The following is a 22932-nucleotide window of genomic DNA, read 5'->3' on the forward strand; positions in this document are numbered from 1 at the left end:
CTCGTCGACAGCCGTCGGCACGATTCGCCTTGTCAGTTCGTCGCCGACCGATCGAACCGGGCGGTTAGTGCGTTGCTTCGTCGAGGACGAGCGTGTCGTCTTCGAGGTAGTGTTCGAAGTGGTGGCCGTCTTCCTCTAACTGGACGAGGATCTCGCGCAGGATCTCGGCGGTCGCGGGGTCACCGAGGTTCTCGGCGAGTTCGATGCTACCGCGCATCGACTGGATGATGTCGCCGTACATCTCGAGGTCGTTTTCGAACATCGTGCGGATGTCGTAGACGTCTTCGCCCTCAAACTCGACCGTGGCGCGTTCCTCCTGAGCCGCGGGGCCGGAGACGGGGACGCCGCCCAGCGCCTGTGCGCGCTCGGCGATGATGTCCGCGCCCTCCTCGACGTGTTCGTAGGCCTCCTCGAGGAACTTGTGAAGCGGGAGAAACTCCGCGCCCTCGACGACCCAGTGGTGTTTCTTGAGCTGATGGTAGAGGACGTAGGAGTTCGCCAGTTCGGTGTTTAGTGCCTCGACGATCTGCTCGGCTTTGTCCTGCTCGAGGCGAAGCGCGTTCTCTTCGACGGTGCCGGCCTGCTGACGAACGGTCTTTTGAGTACTCATCCTATCTCGGAGTACACGCGCATTCTACTTAAAGCTTACCCAGTATGGAACATTTCTTTGCTAGCTCGAAACTCAGATTCCTATACTGAGAGTTTTACTTCCCGGTCCCGGTTTCAGAACGTGTTACCAAACGACACCCTCAAGAAAGCGTTTGTTTTTTCGAGGTCGAGTAAACATTTTCAACCTTCGACTCCAAGGGAGGGTATGGCAACGAGAATCGCCCAGCGGCGGGAGCGACTGTACGTCGACGGCGAGTGGCTCGAGGCCGAGAACGCGCTGTCGGTCTCGGACCTCGCCGAGGGCGGGACCTTCGCGCAGGTCGCCGCGGCGGGGCCGGCGGAGGCGCGGGCGGCGCTCGCGGCGGCCCACGAGATCAAACCGACCATGCGCGAGACGACGGTCGTCGAACGCGCTGAGTGGTGTGAAGCGATCGCCGATGGACTTCGCACACGCGAGGAGGAACTCGCTGAGGTCATCGTCCGCGAGGCGGGGAAACCGATCTCGTCGGCCCGCGGCGAGGTCGGACAGGCAGCCGAGCGATTCGACCGCGCGGCCGAGGAAGCACGTAACATCGTCAACAAAGGCGAGTACCTCGAGGGCTCGACGGCGGGCCACGAGGGCTGGCAGGCGATCGTCAAGCACGAACCCATCGGCGCTGTCCTCTGTATCACGCCCTACAACTATCCGCTGGCGACGACGGCGCTGCAGGTCGCGCCCGCGCTCGCGGCCGGCAACAGCGTGCTGCTCAAGCCCGCGAGCAAGACGCCCGTCTCGGCCGCGATCCTCGCGGACGTCATCACCGACGTCGACGGGATCCCCGAGGGCGCGTTCAACTTCGTCCCCGGCGAGGCGAGCGAGATCGGCGACGTACTGGCCGGCGACGACCGCGTCAACGCCATCGCCATGACCGGCTCCTCGGGCGCGGGCAAACACGTCGCCCGCGAGAGCGGCATGGTCAACCTCCACATGGAACTGGGCGGCAACGCTCCGGCGGTCGTCTTCGAGGACGCCGACCTCGCCGACGTGGCGGGCAACTGCGCCAAGGGCTCGTTCAAGTACGCCGGCCAGCGCTGCTCGGCCATCTCGCGCGTGCTCGCCCACGAGTCAGTCCACGACGACCTCGTCGACCTGCTCGACGGGCAGATGGACGCCTGGCAGGCCGGCGACCTCTTCGACGAGACCACCGCTTTCGGCCCGCTCATCAGCGAGGAGCAGGCCGACTGGGTCGAGGAACTCGTCGACGACGCCGTCGAGAAGGGGGCCGACCTGATCCGCGGCGGCGAACGCCGCGCCCCCGAGGGCGTCCCGGACGAACTCGGCAACCAGTTCTTCGAGCCGACGTTGCTCGCGAACGTCCCCCACGACGCCCGACTCATCGACGAAGAGCAGTTCGGCCCCATCGCGGCGATCACCACGTTCGACGACGAGACCGAGGCCTTAGAGATCGCCAACGGCTCCGACCTCGCGCTCGACGCGGCGGTGTTCACGAACGACTACAAGCGCGCGATGCGGATGGCCGAGCGCATCGATGCCGGCGCGGTCCGGATCAACGGCGCGCCCAGCCACGGCCTCGGCGATGTGCCCTTCGGCGGCAACAAGGACTCGGGGATCGGCCGCGAGGGCCTCGACGCCTCGATCCACGCGATGATGCGCCAGAAGAGTATCGTGCTCTGAATCCGGTCAGAACTCGACCGTTTTGCGCACCAGCACCGACTCCTCGTCGCCGCCGACGACGACCACGGAAATCGTCTCGGTCGCGTCGATCTCGTACTCGAGCGTCGCTTCCTCGCCTTCTTCGGTCAACGTTGCCCGCGTCCCCCTGCTGTCGCGGAGTTCGACGCGGCCGCTCCCGATAGACCCGAGCACCACGGTAACCGACTGCGTGGCCGTTTCGACGTCGACGGAGACGGTCGCACGGAGCGGTCTGCCGGTGCCGGCCTGGTGTTTCGAGATCGAGTCGACGTACTGGAACTCGCTCACGGGGATGGTCCCCGTGGCGAGGACGGTGTCGCCCTCGATATCGAGCGAAAACTCGTCGAGTCCGGTGAACGGAGACTGGGTGGCGAGTTCGGATTCCAGCTGATCCTCGTCGACGTCGGACGTGTCCATACCGGCCATGACCTGGGTGTACGTCGCCGTTTCGGCGGCGACCGACCACGACCGTCCGACGGCGATTTCGTCGGCCGATTCGGGCACGACACCGTACGCGAGCGTCTCCTCGCCGACGTGCTCGAGTATCGTCTCGAACGACCCGTCACCGTCTACCCGTCGATCCGTCCCGTCGAGTCCCGTCGCCAGCACGTCGTCGAGACTACCGCTCTCGGGATCGACGACGACCAGCGTCTCGCTCGAGGCGGCGAGTTCGGCTCCCGCTGCTTCGTAGCGTTCGAACTCGCCGACTGTTTCGATGGGGTCGCCGAGGTCCAGCCCGGCGAGGTCGAACTCGCCGCCCATCACGTAGTGTCCACCCTCGCCGGACGGACCGAACTCGAGGACGTACTCGAACGTCGGCTCCGTTTCCATGCGGCCGACGACCCGGCCGCCGGCGCCGTGTGGCGCGGACGGAATTTCTTCGAGCGTCTCGGTAGTGAGTTTCTCTTCGTGGCTCCGGACGGTCTCGAGATCCGTGTACTGAAAGAACAGCCGAGACCCTGCCGAGGTCGGAACCCATCGCGCCGGCGGCGCGAGTGACTCTTCGTCGCCGCTCCGATTTTCGGACGTCTCGGACCCGTTCCCGTCCGTCGTGGAATCGCCGTTCAAACAGCCGGCTCCGCCGACACCGAGTCCTGTCGCACCCATCGCGAGTAGTTTTCGCCGCGGGAGTTCAGTCATGATTGCTGAGGGTTCGAAAGTGATACTATTTGGTTCTTCCCATGACACGTTGACGGCACCGAGCCACAGTCACGGACACCGAACGGACTACCGTCGTGGACGTAGACGACGTGAGACATGGCCCGGAACGTCCTCGTCACCGGCGAGACGCTGATCGATTTCATCCCCGAGCGGTCGGGGCCGCTCGAGGAAGTCGCCGGCTTCGAGCGTCGCCCCGGTGGTGCGCCGGCAAACGTCGCCGTCGCGCTTGCACGTCTCGAGCGCCCGCCGTTCTTTTGGACCCGCGTCGGCGACGACTCGTTCGGGCGCTATCTCGAGCGAACGCTCGCCGAGTACGGCCTCCCTGATCGGTTCGTCGAGCGCGACGCCGACGCGAAGACGGCGCTCGCGTTCGTCACCCACGACGAGACCGGCGACCGCGAGTTCAGTTTCTACCGCGACGGAACCGCCGACACGCGCCTCGAGCCCGGCCGTATCGACGACGAGACGCTGGCGGCCTGCGAGTGGGTCCACGCCGGCGGCGTCGCCCTCTCGAGTGGCACCGCGCGCGCGGCGACGCTGGACCTGCTCGAGCGCGCGGCGGCCGCGGGCTGTACCGTCTCGTTCGATCCGAACTGGCGACCCGAACTGTGGTCGGACGAGGAGACGTTCGCGGCTGCGATGGACGACGCGCTCGCCCACGTCGACGTCTGTTTCGCGACGGTCGCCGAACTCGAGGCGCTGGGTGTCGACGGCGACTCGCCGCGGGGGCTCGCTCGAGCGGCGATCGACCGCTGGTCGGGCCACACCGTCGTCCTGACGCGCGGGAGCGAGGGGGCGGTCGCCGCCGCTGGCGACGACGCGCCGTGGTCCGCGGACGCGGTCGAACATCCGGGGTTCGATGTCGACGCCGTCGATACGACGGGGGCGGGCGACGCGTTCGTCGGCGGGGCGATCGACGCCCTCCAGCGCGGGCACGACCTCGCCGACGCCGCGGCGTTCGCGAACGCAGTCGCGGCGACGGCGACTACCGCACCGGGTGCCATGACTGCGCTCCCGACGCGTGAGGATGTGACGGCGGTGCTCGAGCGGTAGCGTTCGGCTGCTCGAGTCGACACAGGTGGTTGCAAGCCGGGCCGCTATCCGCGTTTGTGGCGGACGATACCGTATGAGCAGCAGCGACCGCGGCACGGTCACCTTCGCGAAGTCGGTCGTGACGGGGATTCAAGAGAAGAACGTGACGTTCATGGCGGCGAGCATCGCCTATCAGGCGTTCGTCTCGCTGATCCCGCTGCTCGTCCTCCTCTTTTTCCTCGTCTCGCTCGTTGGCGACCAGGCCCTCGCGACGCGAGTGTCGTCGATGACCGAAGGGTTCCTCCCCGAGAGCGGCCAGGTGTTGCTCGAAGGGGGGATCGAAGGCGATACCGGAAGCGTCGGAACGTCAGTAATCGGCATCGTCGTGCTCCTCTGGGGGGCGCTGAAGATCTTCCGCGGACTCGACACCGCGTTCTCCGAGATCTACGCGACGACCGAGAAGAACTCCTTGACCGACCAACTGCGCGACGGAGTCGTCGTCTTCGGGGCCATCGGCGTCGCGCTGGTCGCGGCGGCGGTAACGACCATCGTGTTCGCGTTCTTCCCGAGCATTCCCTTCATAGGGCTGTTGAATCCGCTGTTGCTCGTCGTCGGGTTGACGATCGCGTTCCTCCCGATGTACTACTTCTTCCCCGACGTCGATGTCTCCGTTCGGCAGGTGCTACCGGGCGTGATCGTCGCCGCCGTCGGCTGGGCGGCCCTCCAGTCGCTGTTCCAGATATACGTCTCCCTCTCGAGCAGCTCAGAGTCGGCCGGCCCAGTCGGGGCCATCCTCCTCTTGCTGACATGGTTGTACTTCGGCGGACTGGTGTTGCTCGTCGGTGCCGTCGTCAACGCCACTCACTCGGACCACATCGAGATCGAGCCCGACGAGACAACCGCCGGTGACGACTCGCTCGAGGGAATTCCCGAGGACCCGGACCGCGAACCGTTCGTCGATTCGACGGCTCGCGAGCGCGAACGACTCGAGGAGCGCATTTCGGAGCTTCGCCGGGAGCGCGATACCCTGCGAAACGACCACGAAGCCCAGCGGACGCGCCGGTACCGACTCGAGGACCGCGTCGACGATCTCGATGCGAAGATCGACGGTCTCGAGGCCGAAAATCGGGCGCTTGCGGACGAGAACGAACGGCTCCGACGCGAACTCGAGGCCAGTCGGGGCACGTCGTGGCGACGGGGGTTTCGCGGCCTGTCGCGGCGAGCCGAGACGCTGAAGATCGGCGTCGTCGAGAATCGGAACAAGTAGCCTCGAGTCGGGACACCTTAGTGAGTTCCCGTGCCACCGAAGACCGTGTCCCATCCAGTCCGGGCCGCCCGGCGGCGCATCCAGACCGAGCACGCGTCGGTCGTCGACGGGATCGACGCCTGCGCCAACGCGATCGCCGACCCCTGGGATACCGCTCGCACGACGGACAGCCAGGCCGTCGCCGAGGGACTGCAGCGAACCCTCGAGGAGACCGGGGTGCTCGCGGCGCTGCCCGGCGTGCTCGCCGATGCGGTCGACGCGACCGGCTACGATCTTCGGGCGACCCCCGTACCGGCACCGCCGTACGTCGTCGTGACGAGCCGCGGCCCCGTCCTCCGGGCGACGATCGACCCTGGACGGCTGGTGATCCGGTTCGACGCCTTCGAAGTCGTTCGCGATTCCGACCCCGACCGGCCCCCTGCCTACCGCCGGCGCGACGGGATCGGCGTGACTGTCTCGCTCGAGTGATCGCGCGAGCGCCGTCGTGTCACCTCGAGCGAGGCGGTCGACACGGTTTTCGGCAAACCGGTAATAACTCGACTCGATATAGCGCCAGTTGTTGTTAACAGACGATCTCGAGGAAGCCGTTTGTTAATAACTATGGCTTCAAAGATAATAATGCTTATATGGCGATGCGGCCAGACTCGAGTATGGACTGGACGCGACGCGATGTGGTGAAAGCGGGCGCTGGGGTAGCCGCCGGGGCGCTGGCCGGTTGTCTCGACGACATCGAGGCCTCGGATCGGTCCCTCGACGGCGGGTACGCCGCCTTCTTCACCCTCTGGGACTGGGCACAACGCGTGAGCGGCGACGCGATCGCCTTCGAGAACCCCGTGGGAACCGGTCAGGCGGGCCACGGCTGGTCGCCCAGCGGCGACCTCACTCGCGACATCGCCGACGCCGGCGTCTTCGTCTACTTCGATACGCCCGAGTTCTCGTGGGCCCAGGACATCGCGGCCACGCTCGAGGCCGACTACGACGACGTCGCCGTGATCGACGGACTGGAGGGACTCGAAGAGCAGTTGCTCGGCTGGGACCACGAGGTCGAGACCGGCGGCCACGGCGGAGACGGCCGTCACAACGACACTGAGGACGGCGACCACGACGAGCACGACGGCGGCGGGAACCACGGCGACGGCGGCCACGGCCACGACGAGTCGTCGATCGATCCCCACGTCTGGCTCGATCCCGTGCTCGCGGGGGAGATCGTCGGCACCATCGCCGACGGCCTCGCCGACGCCGACCCGGACAACGCCGGCACCTACGAGGAACACGCCGACGCGTACCGAGACGAGCTCGAGGCTCTCGACGGGCAGTTCGAGGAAGTAATCGATGCGGCGAACCGCCAAACGGCTGTCTACGCCGGCCACGACTCGTTTACCTACCTGCAGGAGCGCTACGAGTTCGGGATCCACACGCCGGTCGGCGTCTCCCCGCAGGAGGAACCGAGTCCGAACGATATCTCGGAAACGATCGACCTCGTCGATAGTCAGGGAATCGAGACGATCCTCTACAACCCCTTCGAGGCGGTCGACGGCGACTACCCGCTCGTCAACACGATCGTCGCGGAGAGCGACGCCACCGACGCGATGCCGGTCACCCATCTCTCCGGAACCTTCGCTCGGTGGCAGGATCAAAACTGGGGCTATCTCGAACAGATGCAAGAGATAAACGTCCCCGCGTTCAGAGAGGCACTAGACGCACAGTGACCGTCGTCGCCCTCGAGAACGTGACGTTCGCCTACGGCGCACAGCCCGCCGTGAAAGACGTCTCGCTGACGGTCGAGGACGGCGACTTTCTGGGACTGATCGGCCCCAACGGCTCGGGCAAGACGACGCTGCTCCATCTCATGCTCGGCCTCCGCAGCCCAGACAGCGGCTCGATCGAGCTGTTCGGCGAGCCGGTCGACGAGTTCGACGACGGCGAGCGGATCGGTTACGTCTCCCAGCAGGCCACGAGCGGCGGCGGTTCGATGCCCGTCACCGTCCGCGAGGCCGTCACCATGGGCCGGTTCGCCCACGCGGGCTACGGGCGACTGAGCGACGAGGACCGCGCGGCCGTCGCCGACGCCCTCGAGACGGTCGGCATCGCCGACCTCGCGGATCGACAGGTCAACCAGCTGTCGGGCGGCCAGCGCCAGCGCGCCTACATCGCGCGGGCGCTCGCCTCCGAGGCCGACCTGCTGGCGTTGGACGAACCCACCGTCGGGGTCGACGCCGAATCCCGCGACGCCTTCTACCAGTTGCTCGAGTCGCTCAACGACGACGGGATCACGATCATCCTGATCGAACACGACATCGGCGTCGTCACGGACCGCGCGACTCGGATCGCCTGCATCAACACGGAGCTGTACCACCACGGCGACACCGAATCGTTCGTCGAGAGCGACGCCTTGACCGAGGCCTACGGCGCGACGGGCCAGGTCGTCCATCACCACCACTGAGCCATGACGCAGGGAATCTCACTCCGGCGGCGACTCGAGCAGGTCGGCATCGGACTGACCGCGCTCCTCGCGGTCGCGATGATCGGCCTGCTCGCGATCGACGCGCTACGCGAGGCGCCGGTCGTCGGCGTCCTCTACGAGCAGGCCCGGATCGCGGGCTGGTGGGTCGATCACTACCTCGGGACGAACGTGTTCTATCATCCGTTCATGTGGCGCTCGATCGCGACGGGGCTCCTGATCGGGGTCGTCGCGCCGCTGGTTGGCACCTATCTCGTCCACCGCGAGATGGCCCTGATCGGCGAGACGCTGGCTCACACGGCCTTCGCCGGGGTCGCGGTCGGCTTCCTCGTCAGCGGCGCGACCGGCTGGCAGGGCTCGCTGATGCTCGTCGCACTGGTCGTCGGGATCCTCGGCGCGCTCGGCGTCCAGTGGCTGGCCGAGCGGACCGACACCTACGGCGACGTGCCGATCGCGATCATGCTGACCGGCAGCTTCGCCGTCGGGACGCTGGTCATCAGCTACGGCCGCGGGATGACCGGCATCAACGTCGAGGACTACATCTTCGGCAGCATCTCCGTCGTCACCCCCTCGGGCGCGCGGCTGATGGCCGTCATCACCGTCCTCGTCGTCGCCGCCGTCGTCGCGACCTACAAGCAACTCCTGTTCATCACCTTCGACGAGCAGGCTGCCCGCGTCGCGCGCCTCGACGTGACGTGGTACAACACCTTACTGATCGTCATGACCGCCGTCGTCGTCGTGGGCGCGATGCAGATCCTCGGCGTGATCCTCGTCGCCGCGATGCTGGTCGTCCCCGTCGCCGCGGCCACCCAGCTCGCTCACAGCTTCCGCGAGACGCTGTCCCTCTCGATCCTGTTCGGACAAGTCGCGGTCATCGGCGGCTTCGTCCTCTCGATCTCGCAGGAACTGCCGACCGGCGGCTCGATCGTCGTCGTCGCCATCGCCTGCTACCTGCTCGCGGTCGCCGCCTCGAGTCGGTCGACGGCGGCGCTCTCGACGCACTGACGGGTGGAATCGGCCCGCGGCGCGACCGCCGAGATTACGTGTCCGGCCGCTAACCGTTCCGCATGAACGACAGATCGACCGCTGTCGCCGCGAGCGCCGTCCTCGCGTTCGTCGCCGGGTTCGCGCTCTGGCCGCCCCGACACGTCTACTGGTCGCGAGTCGCGAACGCCCTCGGCGAGCCGCTGACGCTCGCGCTCGTCGTTGTTCTCGCCGTAATCGTCGGGAGCGGTGCCGTCGCTCTCCTCGAGGTGCGATTCGCGGAGTTTGCCGCCGGCGGACTGATCGCCTACGTCGCGGGTATGGCGCTCATTGCAATCGTTATCGAGCCGATCAGCCCGGTCCACCTGGTGTTGTACGGCGGACTGCTCGCCTGTTTCGTCCTCGGAGCGGCGATTTCGACGCGGTAGCGTCCCGTCACGCGCGGGCTTCAGTCCGTGATCCGTCGAGAAGCCGGAAGACGACGCCAAGTCCGGAGCAACCCGCGCCGACAGGGACGAGCACGAGTCCGATTCCGAGGCCCCACGGGGGCCGGGAATCAGTACGTCGAACGCCCGGGTGACCAGCACGGGCACGGCCAGAAGGACGACGGAGAGGCTGCCGGCGACGGCTCCACCGGTGAGAAACCGCTGTGCCCGTGCGGTCGGGTTCCACAGGCGAGTGACGAGGAACAGGAGCCCGGCTTCGGCGAGGGCGAGGAGACCCGAAATCACGCACACCGCCGCGAAAATCGCCGTGATTCCGGCTGCGAACCCGTCGCCGGGTGGATTTTCGGGGACCGATACGTACAACACTGCAGCGGTCAGGAGGCTGATCGCACCCAGTATTGCAGTACTGGAAGCGAGGGTGCGGGGTCGAAGGGAGGGCATCGGCTGCACAGGTTAATATGCCGATAGTTCCGCCTTGAAAATACCTCATCGTCGCAATCGACCGCGAAAACCGATCGAACCGACGACTCGAGGCCGAACGACCGATCTCCGACGCCGACTCGATCAGCCCGCGGGTCCTCTCCGACTGCTGGAACACGCCGCACGTTTAACACCCTACTCGGCGAACCCCTCGAGCGATGGGACGGTTATCCACACTCTTCGATCCCGAGACCGTCGCCGTGGTCGGCGCGACCGACCGCGAGGGCGCGGTCGGGCGGGCGATCCTCGAGAACCTGCGCGACGAGTTCGCGGGGAGGGTCGTGCCGATCAACCCCTCGCGCGACGAAGTGCTCGGGCTCGAGTGTTATCCGGACGCGACGAGCGCGCCGCCGCTCGATCTGGCGGTGGTCGTGGTCCCGCCCGAGATCGTGATCGAATCGATCCGCGATCTCGCCGAGGCGGGCACCGAAAACGTCGTCGTCATCACCGCCGGCTTCTCGGAGACGGGCAGCGAGGGCGCCGCGCGGGAACGACGGCTCCGCGAGATCGCCGCCGAACACGACCTGAACGTCGTCGGCCCCAATAGCCTGGGGATCATGTCGACGCCGAACGGCATGAACGCCACGTTCGGCCCGGAGAGCGCGCTCGAGGGCTCGATCTCCTTTATGAGCCAGTCGGGGGCGTTCATCACGGCCGTCCTCGACTGGGCCAACGACCAGGGGATCGGCTTTCGAGACGTGGTCTCGCTCGGCAACAAGTCGGTCTTAGACGAGACGGACTTTATCCGCGAGTGGGGCGACGACCCCGACACCGACGTGATCATCGGCTATCTCGAGGACATCGGCGACGGACAGGCGTTTCTCGAGGCCGCCCGCGAGGTGACGACGGAGACACCGATCGTCCTCGTCAAGTCCGGCCGGACCGACGCCGGCGCGCAGGCGGCCTCCTCGCACACCGGTGCGATCGCGGGCAGCGAGCGGGCCTACGAGGCCGGCCTCGAGCAGGCCGGCGTGATCCGCGCGCGCTCGGTTCAAGAACTGTTCGACTACGCGCGGGCGCTTTCGGGACTGCCCGAGCCCGAGTCCGACGGCGTCGCCGTCGTCACGAACGCGGGCGGCCCCGGCGTGCTCACGACCGACGCCGTCGGCGACTCGCGCCTCGCAATGGCCTCCTTCACCGACGAGACGATCGATCGGCTCGCCGAGGCGATGCCCGACGAGGCCAACGTCTATAATCCGATCGACGCGATCGGTGACGCCGACGTCGAGCGGTTCGCCGAGGCCTTAGAGATCGCGCTCGAAGACCCCAACGTGGGCAGCGCGATCGTCGTCGCCGCGCCGACGGCGGTGCTCCCCTACGACGACCTCGCCGAGACCGTCATCGACGAACTCGAGGCCCACGAGACGCCGGTCGTCGCCTGTCTGATGGGCGGCGAGCGGGCCCGCGAGGCCGAAGCGACGCTGCGGGAGTCAGGGGTTCCGAACTACTTCGATCCCTCGCGGGCGGTGGCGGGACTCGATGCGCTGGCGCGGTTTCGCGACGTTCGACGGCGGACGGTCGCCGAGCCCGAGGCGTTCGACGTGGATCGCGAGCGCGCCCGCGAGATTCTGGCACGAACGAAGCGGCGCAGCGACAACCGACTCGGCGTCGAGTCGATGGACCTACTCGAGGCCTACGGGATCCCCACGCCCGCGGGCGAGATCGTCGACGACCCCGACCGCGCCCGCGAGGTCGCCGAAGGGATCGACGGTGACGTCGTCCTGAAGATCGTCAGCCCCGACATCTCACACAAGTCCGATATCGGCGGCGTCAAGGTCGGCGTCGCCGACGAGGACGTCTACGACGCCTACGAGGACATCGTCGCTCGAGCGCGCACCTACCAACCCGACGCGACGATCGTCGGCGTGCAGGTCCAGGAACTGCTCGACCTCGAGTCGGCGACCGAAACCATCGTCGGGGTGAACCGCGATCCGCAGTTCGGCCCGCTGTTGCTGTTCGGGCTGGGCGGCATCTTCGTCGAGATTCTCGAGGACACGTCGGTTCGCGTGGCTCCGATCGGCGAGGACGAGGCCCGCGAGATGGTCGACGAGATCCGTGCTGCGCCGCTTTTGCGCGGCGCTCGCGGCCGCGAGCCCGCAGACGTCGAGGGCGTCGTCGAGACGATCCAGCGACTCTCCCAGCTGGTGACGGACTTCCCGGCGATCCTCGAACTCGACGTGAACCCGCTCGTGGCGGGCCCCGATGGTGTACAGGCGGTCGACCTGCGGCTCACCGTCGACCCGGACGAACTCGACACGGAGGAACCATGACCGACACCGACTCAGACCCCGAACCCACGGACGCCGAATCGGAGACCGAACCCGCCGCCACCGACGCCAAGTCCGGCGGCGACATCGACACGCTGCTCGTCAGCTCGCTCGCCGAGAGCACCGGGAAAACCGCGATCTCGCTGGCGCTCGCCCGGCTCGCGCGCGACGAGGGCGACAGCGTCGGCTACATGAAGCCCAAGGGGACCCGGCTGCAGAGCAACGTCGGGAAGACCTTGGACGAGGACCCGCTGCTCGCCCGCGAACTGCTCGAGCTCGAGGCCGAGATGCACGATCTCGAGCCAGTCGTCTACTCGCCGACGTTCATCGAGCAGGCGATCCGCGGCCGCGAGGACCCAGGCGAACTCCGCGACCGTGTCGGCGAGGCCTTCGAGACGCTCGCGGCCGGCCGGGACCGCATGTTCGTCGAGGGCGGCGGCCGCTACGATGTCGGCGGTATCGTCGAGCTGGCGGACGCCGACATCGCGGACCTGCTGGACGCGCGCGTGTTGCTGATCGCACCCTACGAGGTGCCCGCAGATATCGACGACGTCATCGCCGCCGCGGAGTCGTTCGGCGATCGCCTCGAGGGCGTCGTCTTCAACAACGTCTCCGACGCGGCCTTCGACGGCCTCGAGACGGACGTGATCCCGTTCCTCGAGGATCGCGGGATTCCGGTCCACGGCGTCCTCCCGAGCGAGCGCGAACTCTCGGGTGTGACCGTCGCGGATCTCGCGGACGAACTCGGCGCGACGACGCTCGTCGACGCCGGACAGGATGCCTACGTCGAGCGGTTCGCCGTCGGCGCGATGGGCGCCGACAGCGCCCTGCGACGGTTCCGTCGGACGAAAAACGCCGCCGTCATCACCGGCGGCGACCGCGCCGAGATTCACACCGCCGCGCTCGAGGCTCCCGGCGTCCGCTGTCTCATCCTCACCGGCGGCCACCGGCCCTCGGGGGCGATCCTCGGCCAGGCCAGCGAGAAGGGCGTGCCGATCCTCGCGGTCCGGACGGACACGCTTGCGACCGTCGAACGCGCCGAGGACGTGATTCGGAGCGGCCGGACGCGAGACGAGGCGACCGTCGATCGGATGCAGCGACTGCTGTCCGATCACGCCGCGGTCGACGCGATCCTCGAGTAGGCAGGGCGTCTGACGCCAGTCGAGCGACGCCTGTCAGTCGCCCACTTCGTTCGACGGTTCGTTTTTATCGCTGGACGAAGTCGGGTCGAACAGATGGCCAACGTTACCGTTTCACACGACGATGCGGACCGGTTCGCGACCGTGACGATCGACCGCCCGGACGCGGGCAACGCGATGTCCCCGGCCGTTATCGCCGAACTGCAGGAACTCATCGAGGCGACCGCGGCGGACGAATCCGTCCGATCGATCGTCGTCACCGGCGCCGGCGGGACCTTCTCGGCGGGCGCCGACATAGACGTGCTCGCCGCTCGAGCCGACGATCCCGATGCCGTGGTCGACTACCTCGACTCGTTTTCGGAGCTGTACGCCCGCATGGAGGGCGTCTCGGTGCCGATCATCGGGCGGGTAAACGGCCCCGCGTACGGCGGCGGCTACGAACTCGCGATGGCCTGCGACGTTCGGATCGCCTCGACCGAGGCGGAACTCTGTCCGGCGGAGCTTCGAATGGGGATCGTACCGCCGTTCGAGCGCCTCGCCATGGAACTCGGCGAGGGCCTCGCGCGGGAGCTGTGTTTCACCGGGGGCGTCCTCGAGGCCGAGGCAGTCGCCGACGCCGGCCTGTTCAGTCGCGTCGTCGCGCCGGAGCGACTCGACGACGCGGTTCGCGATATCGCAAGTCGGATCGCCGCCCGGAGTCCGAACGCGGTCGCACAGACGAAGCGGGCGATGGTCAGACACCGGGCCGACGAGATCGCTCGCGGGCGGGCGTATCGACACGCGCTCGACGAGCAGTGCGTGCGCCACCCGGACTTCGCCGAGTCGGTCGCGGCGTTTCGCGAGGGACGAGAGCCCGACTACGAGTGATCGGGCTCGAGGCGCGGACCGACGTTCGTCGCGGTGACTGTCACGTCTGACCAAGAATTAAGAGTCCGCCACGCATGGAGCCTGACATGGACGACATTCCCCAGGAGATCACGTCCCTCGTCGGTCGCGAGGTGTACTCGAACAACGGCGTCTTCGTCGGCGAAGTCGAGGACCTCCGGCTGAACATCGACGGCGAAGCGGTCACCGGACTGGCGCTGTCGAACCTCAACAGCGAACTGTTCGCGAACGAAGCCCGCAGCGGCCAGGGCGTCATCGTTCCCTACCGCTGGGTGCGGTCGGTCGGCGACATCATCCTCATCAATGACGTCGTCGAGCGCGTCCGCGAGCCCGACGAGGAAGAAGACGAGCTGCTGGCCTGAGCTCTCTAACTACCGTTCGAGCCCTCGCTGCTTCCCTCGACCCCCATCGCGTCGAACAGCGTCCGCTTGACCGCCTCTTCGGTCAGATCGAGCAGCGTGTCCCGCGTGTCCTCCGAAATTTCGATCCCGGTAAAGATGCCCAGCGGGATCTCCGCGCTGGCCTGTGTCGAGTGACCGGCCGTCTCGCCGATTTCGCCGTAGGCGTCGTCGAGCACCTTGCCGATGTTGATGCGGATGTCCTTCGAGCGCCCGGCGAGGAAGATCGTCTCGTCGGCGATGCCGAAGACCGCCGTGGTGGTGACGCCCTCGAGGTTCAGCAGGTGGCTGGCAGCCTGGGTCAGCGCCTCGCGGTCGCGGACGAAGCCGGCGTTGGAGACGAGGTGGCTGCCCTGCACGTCCCGGTTCGTGATCGCTTCGGCGAGCACGTCCAGCGTCTCGGGGGACATCGACGGCGATTCGACCTGTTCTAACGTGTCGTGGTTCGCGAAGGGATAGAGGTAGGCGGCGGCGGTCAGATCAGCGGGGGTGGTGTCGCGTTTGAAATCCAGGGTCTCCGCGCGGATGCCGTAGAGCAACGCGGTGGCGACCTCCTCGGAGACGTTCATATCGAACTCCTGAATGTACTTCGTCATGATCGTCGACGTCGATGACATGTTCGGCCGGATGTCGACGAACTCGGGTTCGAACTCCGTCTCCGATTCCGCCTCGTGGTGGTCGATCACGATGTCGACCGGAAGCTCCATCTCGCTCGAGGTGGCGTGGTCGACCAGCGCCACGGTATCGTAGATCGTGTGATCCTCGATCTCGTCCCACCCGACGAGATCGATCCCGAGCAAATTGACGAACGCGCGGTTCTCCTGGTGGCCCACGTCGCCCAGATAGATGATGTCCGACTCGACGCCGAGGTGGTCGGCAATCGCCTGCAAGGCCGCCGCGCTGGCGATCGAGTCCGGGTCGGGGCTGTCCTGGGTGACGACCGCCAGCCGGGTCGTGGTCTCCTCGACGATCCCCGCGAGTTTGCCCGCGTTGTACTCGAGTTCGCCTGACTCGAGGGCTCGCAGTGCGGATTCGGCGATGACCGAGGAAGGGTTGATGACGATGTCGGCCCCGAGTTCGGAGAGTTCGTCGCCGGAGACGGGGTCACTCGCGCGAGCGACGATGAACTGGTTGTCGCCGCCGTTGCGGATGTGTTCGACGGCGCGCTTGTTGGATTCGACATCCGAGGCCAGGATAAGAACGACGTCGCGGTCCGCGACGAGATCCGCGACCGAAGCTTCGCGAATATCGGCCGACCGGGCGTCTAGGTCCTGATCTCGGAGCGACTCGACGCGACTCTCGTCTTGATCGATGATGAAAACGTCCTTGCCCTGTTCGGCAAGTTCCTCCGCGACGGCGTACCCCACGCTGCCACAGCCTAAGATAGCGTAGTCAGAGATCGATGAAATCGTAACCCCCGTACTCATTGCCCGAGTGGTCGGACCGGTCGCACTTAACGCTCCCGAAGAGTGGCACGAACTGACGGCTTGCGCTGGGAGACTCGAGGCCGGCGACCGTCGCTCGTGGACCACTGCCACGGTGCCTGCCAAGGGAAACGTATTTGAACGACCGAAGGAAAGTCGGAGGTACAGGGCCGGTAGCTCAGTCCGGCAGAGCGTCTGACTCTTAATCAGACGGTCGCGTGTTCAAATCGCGCCCGGCCCGCTTTTGCGACGAATCACCGGCGAGTGTCGACCCTGTACAGAGTTCCTCGTGGCCCGAACGACCGACTATAAGATCGTTTAGACCGTATTCTCGAGCCACGATGTCCGTCGACTACGAGAAACTCACGTTCGAACGTATCGGCCACGCGAGCGTCCGTGTCGAGACCGACGACGGTCTCGTCGTCTACGTCGATCCGTGGAGCGAGCAACTCGAGGGAGAACCGAACGACGGCGACGTGGTGTTCGTCACGCACGACGACTTCGATCACTACGATCCCGAGGGGATCGCGGCCGTCGCCGGCGAGGACGCCACGGTCGCGGTCTTCGAAGCCGTCGACACGAGTGACCTCGTGCGTGACGTCGTAGATCTCCCCTACTCGGGGGAGACGACGGTCGGTGGAATCGACGTCGAGACGGTGCCTGCGTACAACGACTCCGACGGCGAGCACGTCGACGACGACGGCGATCCGTTCCACGCCGACGGGGAGGTGATCGGCCTAGTGCTCACGCTCGAGGGGACGACGGTCTTCTTCCCGTCGGATACGGACTTCCTCGACCACCACGAGTCGATCTCGGCGGACGTGTTCGTCCCGCCGATCGGCGGCCACTACACGATGGACCGCCGCGAGGCCGCGGACTTCGCGCGCAGCGTCGACCCCGACCTCGTGCTGCCCGAACACTACGACACCTTCGAACCGATCGAGACCGACGCCGAGGCGTTCGCCGACGATCTCGAGGCGGAGGGCATCCGCGTCGAACTGTTCTAAAGTTCGATCGCCGAACGCCGGGCGTATCGACCGTGCGAAGGAACCGATACCGGTTACGTTCCCACAATATTGGAACCGATACCAGTTGTATTTACGCTGGCAATCGAACGGGACGTATGCGCAGTCGCGACGGCCGAACCGACGCGTCCGCCACGGGCCGTCGAGCGGTTCTCGCCGCGACCGGCGGGCTGACGGCCGGCCTGATCGGGACGGCGGGCTGTCTCGGAAGCGCAGACGCCGTTCGCGTGCTCGCCGCTGGCAGTCTGGCCGTTCCCCTCGAGGACGGTGTCGGGCCGGCATTCGAGTCTGCGTCCGACACGCGATACGAGGGCGAGTACTACGGGACCAACGCCGTGTTGCGCTTCGTCGAGGACGGGACGAAGCACCCGGACGTGGTGATCGGAGCCGACGTGGACCTCCTGCGCGATCGGCTCTACCCCGCGCAGGCCAACTGGGACGCCGAATTCGCGGCCAACGAGGTCGTGATCGCCTTCGCGCCGGAGACGACGTTGGGCCGGCGGCTCGCGGCCGGCGACCCGTGGTACGAGGTCTTCGCCGATGCTGAGGACGGCGAGATCGCAATCAGTGATCCGGACCTCGATCCGCTGGGCTACCGGGCGCTGCTCCTGTTCGAACTCGCCGAGCGCGAACACGCCCTCGGGGGCTTTCGCGACGCGCTGGCCGAGAAAGTCTACCGCGAGCCCGACGAACCGCGGCTGCTCGCAGGCCTCGAGAACGGAAACCGAGCTTGTGCGGTCGCCTACAGCAACATGGCGGCCGAACGTGATGTCGGAGTCCGCGAACTGCCCGACGCCTACAACTTCGGGAACCCGTCGTACGCCGACCGCTACGCTCGAGTGCGCTACACGACCGAAAGCGGCCACACCGTCGCGGGATCGCCGGTGGTCTACAACGCGACGGTCCCGACCGATGCGGACGATCCCGATACGGGCCGGGAGTTCGTCTCGTTCCTGCTCGAGCGCGACGACCTGCTCGCCGAGCGCGGCCTGCGCGTCGGCGACGCGCTGCCGCGGTTCCACGGCGACCCGCCGGAGGCGATCGGGCCGTGAGCCGTCTGCACCGTCGTCGCGACGAGTCCTCGAGCGGCGAAAGGTCGGTCGGCGACGGCGCGTCCGAGGAGCGCTCGAGTCGGCCTCCCGTTGGGGGTCACAGCGGCGGCTTCGAGCGGGTTCCCGGCGGGCTCGCCGTGCCGGCGCTGCTCGGCGGTATCCTGCTCGCGTACTTCGTCGTCCCCGTCGCCGTCTTCCTGTTGCAGGCCCGCGAGGTGGATCTCGTCGCCGCCGTCGCCGATCCGGCGATTCGGGACGCCGTCGCGACCTCGCTGCTGACGGCTCCGGTCTCGACGGCCATCGCGACCGTCTTCGGCGTGCCGCTGGCGTACGTCCTCTCGCGGGCCTCGTTTCGCGGGAAGCGGCTGCTCGAGGCCGCCGTCTTGCTTCCGCTGGTCGTCCCGCCGATCGTCGGCGGCGTCATGCTGTTGACCGTCGTGGGCCGCTACACGCCGATCGGATCGGTCGCGGCGGCGCTGGGCGTGCCGTTGACCGGGAGCCACGCCGGCGTGATCCTCGCCCAGACGTTCGTCGCCGCGCCGTTTCTGGTCGTCACCGCTCGCGCGGGGTTCGACGGCGTCGATCCACGGCTCGAGGAGGCATCTCGGACGCTGGGGTACGGTCGTTTACGGACGATTCGACTGGTCTCGCTGCCGCTCGCGCGAGACGCGATCGCCGCCGGCATCGTGCTGACGTTCGTCCGGGCAATCGGCGAGTTCGGCGCGACGATGATGGTCGCGTACACCCCGAGAACGATGCCGACCCAGATCCGCGTCTCGTTTATCGCCCGCGGGATCGACGCGATCGTGCCGATCGCGCTCGCCCTGCTCGCGATCGCGGTCATCGTCGTCGTCGCCGTCCAGTTGCTGGTCGGAACGCCACGTCGGCACTGATCCGACGCGATGGCGGGGCGAACCCGTTCTTTTCCGAAAACCGATCAGGTTCCGTGTAATTCGCTCTAACCGCTTCTAAGTACTTTGGAAGTGGGGTTATGCATATTGTCGCACTATTCTCGAGTGAGACTCATGACATCCATTGCAGACATCGAGATCCCGGCCGACGGAACCGGAACCGGCCAACTGTTCGCGGCCGTCCCTTCGCTCTCCTGTGAGATGGAGCGGGTGATCGCCTCGAGCGGGCACGGACTCTGGCTGTCGGGGCCCTCGCAGTCGGAGATCGAGGACGCGCTCGACGAAGCGGACGCGATCGGCACCTACTCGCAGATCAGCAGCGACGAGGACCGCTGGCTCTACGACATCGAGTTCGAGCCGGACACGGTCGACCCCTTCGAGATCGTCTTAGAGGAGGGCGGGACGGTACTGAGCGCCTCGGCCTCGAACGGCGCGTGGCTGCTGAGCATCCGCGTCGTCGACCGCGAGAGCGTCAGTTCGCTGTACGACCGCCTCGACGACAACGGCGTGACGCCGACGATCGTCCGGCTGTTCGACCTCGCCGAAAAGACCCACTCCCAGTGTGGTCTGACGACGCGCCAGTACGAGACGCTGGTCGCCGCGATCGATCACGGCTACTTCGAGATCCCTCGCGAGGTCTCGATGCAGGAACTCTCCGAGGAACTGGGGATCTCTCATCAGGCCCTCTCGGAACGGCTGCGCCGAGCCTACCGCGCGCTGGTCACGTCCGAACTCGACGTGACCGAGGAGGACACCGCCGCATCGCCCGTCCCGTCGAACTGAATACGGCCATCCGGTGTCTCGTCGACGCCGACTCGATGCTTTTCACCGGCCGCTGATTCCGTGTTTCCCGGCGATCGCGACCGACGCCATCGTCGCGGCGAGCCGTCCGCGGCCGGACCCTCGAGACCGAGAGACGACGGAACGACCATCGTTAAGGCGCCGGCCGACGACGCTCGCGGCATGAACGTCCATAACGACGACGGTATCCTGCGGCTGACATTCGACCGCCCGGACGCGCTCAACGCGCTCACCGGGGAGACGGCCGCCGAACTGGCCGACGAGATCGAGGCGGCCACGCCCGACGCGTACGACGTGATCGTTATCACCGGCGCGGGCGACGCCTTCAGCGCCGGTGGCGATCTCGAGATGCTGGCGGAGACGCCCGACACCTCGCGGCAGGCCTACGAGGAGGTCACCGAGACCTTCGGCCGCGCCGTCGAAGCGATGCTCGAGTGCCCGGTGCCGATCGTCGCGAAGGTCAACGGCGACGCCATCGGCGCGGGGCTCTCGGTTGTCGCGCTCGCGGACATCGCCTACGCCGCCGCGGACGCGACGTTCTCCTGTGCGTTCGTCAGGGTCGGGCTGATCCCCGATACCGGCGGTACCGTCATGCTGCCCCACGTCGTCGGCTTGCGAGCCGCGAAAGAGCTCGCGTTCACCGGGGAGTTCTTCGACGCCGAGCGCGCCGCCGACCTCGAGTTGGTCAACGAGACGGTCCCCGCCGACGAACTCGACGACCGCGTCGCCGAGACCGTCGAGCGCCTCGCGAACGGCCCCACGGCCACCATCGGCATGATGAAACAAGCGATGCACGAGAACATAGGCCGGTCCTGGGACGAGTCCCTCGACTACGAGAACCTGCTGCAGGCCCAGGCCCGCACGTCGGCCGCCCACGACGAGGGGGTCACGGCCTTCCTCGCGGACCGAGAGCCGGAGTTCGAGTAACCGACATCGCCGGCGGTCAGTGTGGACCGCTCGAGCCTATGCGACTGCAAGCACCACGGCCTTGCGCGGCTCCGTTGTTGTCACTACTGCTATGCCAACACAGTTTACCGACGACGATGTCGGCAAGCGCGTCATCAACGCCGACGGCGACGAGGTCGGGATCATCGGCGAGGTCGAACACGGCACGGCCCACGTCGAGCCCGATCCCGGCATCGCGGACACGATCAAGGCGAAACTCGGCTGGGGCGGGACCGACGAGAACGCGTACCCGCTGCAGGAGGAGGCCGTCGCCCGCGTCACGGACGATGAAGTCCACCTCGAGAGCAACCTCGAGGGCAGCGCTGCCGGCACGACCGGCGGGACGACGACGTCGGGGACGGCTACCGGCACGACCGAAAGCGAGACGGATCGCAACCGCGGTATCGACCGCGACGAGCACGATGTCAGCGGCACCGACGACACCGAGCGGGTCCGCGAGGACGATGACGACGAACTCCTCGGCGACGATGATGACGATCGTCGTCGGTAACGACGCTCCGCAGTCACAGTCCGATTTGCAGCCCCGAGACCGACGGCGAGCCCGCTGATCGGCAGTTCTCACGATCCGTTCCGGTAGTCTCCTGACTCCCAGAAGCCGCAGGCGACCGCCGGGGGCAATCAGGCGGCTTACTCCTGATCGGACGTACGATCCTCGCCGCGGTTCCCGGTGGTCCGCTGGGAGCCCTTAGTCGAGATATTCATCTCCTCCATCGCGCTCATCTCGTCGGTGCGGTGTCGCTTGCTGCGGTCTCGCTCGTCGGTCCGCTCCGACCTGGAATCGCGCATGGTCGACTGTTCGGTGTGTCCCTGCTGCGTTTGCGAGAGCGGGCGGCCGCGCTCACTCTGCTCACTGCGGTCGGTATCGATGCGCTGGGAGTACCCCTCGGGCGACCGACGCTGCCCGGTCTGCTGCTGGGACGGCCGTTGCTGTCGCGTCGGCTGATCGCTTCCCCCACCGCCTCGAGTTCGGCCGCCGGTCGGCGTCCGCTGTGTCTCCTGTGGCTGCCGTGACCGCGACTGCTGTGGCTGCTCTCCCTGTCGTTGCTGCTCGATCTGGCCCGTCGGCGGCGCGCGACCGGACTCCTGTCGCGATCGGTCGGGACCGCTTTGCTGGGGTTGGCCCCCGAACTGACCGGTCGGCTGGGATCGCCCCGAGTGCGTCGGGGTCGCCGTCAACGGCTCTCGTTCGATGCCGGTCGTGCCGGCGGACTCGCCGCCGTACTCGGCCGGCGAGACCCATTCCCCCGTCTCCGGATACTCCTGCTGGGGCCGACCGCTCGGCGGGCCTTGACCGGCTGTTTGCGTCTGGGGAGTCGGTTGTGTCTGTTGCGTCTGGGGGGTCGGTTGTGGCTGGGGCTGTGCCTGTGTCTGCGTTGGCTGGCCGGCCCCTCGGCTATCGAACTGCTGGCCTCCCGTCTGGGCCGCCGGCGTCTGCTGGCTGGTTCCGTGTTCGCTCGTTCGGCCGTGACCTGGCTGCTGGCCCATCGCCTGCAACTGGCTTCCCATCTGTTCCATCTGCGCTATCTGGGGCTGTGCCGCAGCCTCGAACCCCCGTTCCATCACCTGCTCCATCTCCGGCATCATCGCCTCCATGCCCTGGAGATAGCTCTCCATCATCGACTCCGTGAACTGCGGGCCCGGCGTGTTCTCGAGCAGCGACTTCGTCATCTCGAGGCCCTGCTGCTGGGCGACCTCCTGCCACTTGATCGCGCTCAGTGTCATCTTCGCCATGTTGCGCTGGAGATCGAAGAGCTGCTCGAACGCCTGCTGGCTCTGGTTCATCGTCGATTCCGCCATTCGCCCGGTGTCCGTCGACTGCTGGGATCGGTTCTGTCTCATAGTAGGTACCCGAGGATCGAGCGTCGGCAGCGACCTCGGTTCACGATTGTGCGCGACCGAGACGTAGATAAAGGGGGGCGTCAGTTCCGGTC

22 protein-coding genes and 1 tRNA gene are annotated in these 22932 nt (G+C 66.9%); 19 read left to right on the forward strand and 4 right to left on the reverse strand.

Annotation, left to right across the window (positions count from 1 at the left end; genetic code table 11):
- Positions 1 to 64: 64 nt before the first annotated feature.
- Positions 65 to 610, reverse strand: a complete 546-nt coding sequence (gene dpsA / locus NKH51_RS03345; protein ID WP_254763836.1) for a DNA starvation/stationary phase protection protein DpsA — start codon at positions 608 to 610, stop codon at positions 65 to 67.
- Positions 611 to 814: 204 nt separating this feature from the next.
- On the opposite strand from dpsA, the gene NKH51_RS03350 reads away from it, so the two are divergent.
- Positions 815 to 2284 (forward strand): aldehyde dehydrogenase family protein, encoded by a 1470-nt coding sequence (locus NKH51_RS03350; protein WP_254763837.1) that lies wholly within the window; start codon positions 815 to 817, stop codon positions 2282 to 2284.
- Positions 2285 to 2290: 6 nt separating this feature from the next.
- On the opposite strand, the gene NKH51_RS03355 is transcribed toward NKH51_RS03350, so the two are convergent.
- A complete protein-coding gene (locus NKH51_RS03355; RefSeq protein ID WP_254763838.1) occupies positions 2291 to 3442 on the reverse strand; it encodes a hypothetical protein in 1152 nt (383 codons plus the stop codon).
- Between the two features lie 117 nt (positions 3443 to 3559).
- Between NKH51_RS03355 and NKH51_RS03360 the strand changes: the two genes are divergently transcribed.
- From NKH51_RS03360 to NKH51_RS03410, 11 genes are all read left to right on the forward strand, one after another.
- Positions 3560 to 4516 (forward strand): sugar kinase, encoded by a 957-nt coding sequence (locus NKH51_RS03360; RefSeq protein WP_254763839.1) that lies wholly within the window; start codon positions 3560 to 3562, stop codon positions 4514 to 4516.
- A gap of 73 nt (positions 4517 to 4589) precedes the next feature.
- Positions 4590 to 5762, forward strand: coding sequence for a YhjD/YihY/BrkB family envelope integrity protein (locus NKH51_RS03365; protein ID WP_254763840.1), 1173 nt, complete (start codon positions 4590 to 4592; stop codon positions 5760 to 5762).
- Positions 5763 to 5807: 45 nt separating this feature from the next.
- On the forward strand, positions 5808 to 6230 hold the full coding sequence (locus tag NKH51_RS03370; RefSeq protein ID WP_254763841.1) for a DUF7988 family protein: 423 nt from the start codon (positions 5808 to 5810) through the stop codon (positions 6228 to 6230).
- Positions 6231 to 6412: 182 nt separating this feature from the next.
- Complete coding sequence (locus NKH51_RS03375) at positions 6413 to 7471, forward strand: metal ABC transporter substrate-binding protein (RefSeq protein WP_254763842.1); 1059 nt, start codon at positions 6413 to 6415, stop codon at positions 7469 to 7471.
- Complete coding sequence (locus tag NKH51_RS03380; RefSeq protein WP_254763843.1) at positions 7468 to 8205, forward strand: metal ABC transporter ATP-binding protein; 738 nt, start codon at positions 7468 to 7470, stop codon at positions 8203 to 8205. Before NKH51_RS03375 ends, NKH51_RS03380 begins: the two co-directional genes overlap by 4 nt.
- Before the next feature lie 3 nt (positions 8206 to 8208).
- Entirely contained in the window at positions 8209 to 9228 is a 1020-nt protein-coding gene (locus tag NKH51_RS03385) for a metal ABC transporter permease (protein ID WP_254763844.1), read from the forward strand.
- Between the two features lie 62 nt (positions 9229 to 9290).
- Positions 9291 to 9635, forward strand: a complete 345-nt coding sequence (locus NKH51_RS03390; RefSeq protein ID WP_254763845.1) for a hypothetical protein — start codon at positions 9291 to 9293, stop codon at positions 9633 to 9635.
- A gap of 656 nt (positions 9636 to 10291) precedes the next feature.
- Positions 10292 to 12403: an acetate--CoA ligase family protein gene (locus tag NKH51_RS03395; RefSeq protein ID WP_254763846.1), complete on the forward strand. Its 2112-nt coding sequence runs from the start codon at positions 10292 to 10294 to the stop codon at positions 12401 to 12403.
- Positions 12400 to 13542 (forward strand): phosphotransacetylase family protein, encoded by a 1143-nt coding sequence (locus NKH51_RS03400; protein WP_254763847.1) that lies wholly within the window; start codon positions 12400 to 12402, stop codon positions 13540 to 13542. The genes NKH51_RS03395 and NKH51_RS03400 overlap by 4 nt, the downstream gene beginning before the upstream one ends.
- Positions 13543 to 13635: 93 nt before the next feature.
- Positions 13636 to 14406, forward strand: coding sequence for an enoyl-CoA hydratase/isomerase family protein (locus tag NKH51_RS03405; RefSeq protein ID WP_254763848.1), 771 nt, complete (start codon positions 13636 to 13638; stop codon positions 14404 to 14406).
- 86 nt (positions 14407 to 14492) lie between these two features.
- Positions 14493 to 14786, forward strand: a complete 294-nt coding sequence (locus NKH51_RS03410; RefSeq protein ID WP_254763849.1) for a PRC-barrel domain-containing protein — start codon at positions 14493 to 14495, stop codon at positions 14784 to 14786.
- A 5-nt stretch (positions 14787 to 14791) separates the two neighbouring features.
- Here the strand turns inward: NKH51_RS03410 and NKH51_RS03415 are convergent, their stop codons facing one another.
- On the reverse strand, positions 14792 to 16249 hold the full coding sequence (locus NKH51_RS03415) for a DHH family phosphoesterase (RefSeq protein WP_254763850.1): 1458 nt from the start codon (positions 16247 to 16249) through the stop codon (positions 14792 to 14794).
- A 164-nt stretch (positions 16250 to 16413) separates the two neighbouring features.
- Between NKH51_RS03415 and NKH51_RS03420 the strand changes: the two genes are divergently transcribed.
- The 7 genes from NKH51_RS03420 (at position 16414) to NKH51_RS03450 (ending at position 21491) form a co-directional block, all read left to right on the forward strand.
- Positions 16414 to 16487 (forward strand) — tRNA-Lys (locus NKH51_RS03420).
- Positions 16488 to 16587: 100 nt separating this feature from the next.
- Positions 16588 to 17253 carry an MBL fold metallo-hydrolase gene (locus NKH51_RS03425; RefSeq protein ID WP_254763851.1) on the forward strand — a complete coding sequence of 222 codons (666 nt, stop codon included), beginning with the start codon at positions 16588 to 16590 and terminating at the stop codon, positions 17251 to 17253.
- A 116-nt stretch (positions 17254 to 17369) separates the two neighbouring features.
- Positions 17370 to 18323, forward strand: a complete 954-nt coding sequence (locus tag NKH51_RS03430; RefSeq protein WP_254763852.1) for an extracellular solute-binding protein — start codon at positions 17370 to 17372, stop codon at positions 18321 to 18323.
- Complete coding sequence (locus NKH51_RS03435; protein ID WP_254763853.1) at positions 18320 to 19216, forward strand: ABC transporter permease; 897 nt, start codon at positions 18320 to 18322, stop codon at positions 19214 to 19216. The genes NKH51_RS03430 and NKH51_RS03435 overlap by 4 nt, the downstream gene beginning before the upstream one ends.
- Positions 19217 to 19348: 132 nt before the next feature.
- Positions 19349 to 20017 carry a helix-turn-helix domain-containing protein gene (locus NKH51_RS03440; RefSeq protein ID WP_254763854.1) on the forward strand — a complete coding sequence of 223 codons (669 nt, stop codon included), beginning with the start codon at positions 19349 to 19351 and terminating at the stop codon, positions 20015 to 20017.
- 180 nt (positions 20018 to 20197) lie between these two features.
- A complete protein-coding gene (locus NKH51_RS03445; RefSeq protein ID WP_254763855.1) occupies positions 20198 to 20962 on the forward strand; it encodes an enoyl-CoA hydratase/isomerase family protein in 765 nt (254 codons plus the stop codon).
- Between the two features lie 91 nt (positions 20963 to 21053).
- A complete protein-coding gene (locus tag NKH51_RS03450; protein WP_254763856.1) occupies positions 21054 to 21491 on the forward strand; it encodes a hypothetical protein in 438 nt (145 codons plus the stop codon).
- A gap of 137 nt (positions 21492 to 21628) precedes the next feature.
- Here the strand turns inward: NKH51_RS03450 and NKH51_RS03455 are convergent, their stop codons facing one another.
- Entirely contained in the window at positions 21629 to 22840 is a 1212-nt protein-coding gene (locus tag NKH51_RS03455) for a hypothetical protein (RefSeq protein ID WP_254763857.1), read from the reverse strand.
- Positions 22841 to 22932: the final 92 nt, after the last annotated feature.

Source organism: Natrinema marinum (genome assembly GCF_024296685.1).
GTDB classification, from domain to species: Archaea; Halobacteriota; Halobacteria; order Halobacteriales; family Natrialbaceae; genus Natrinema; species Natrinema marinum.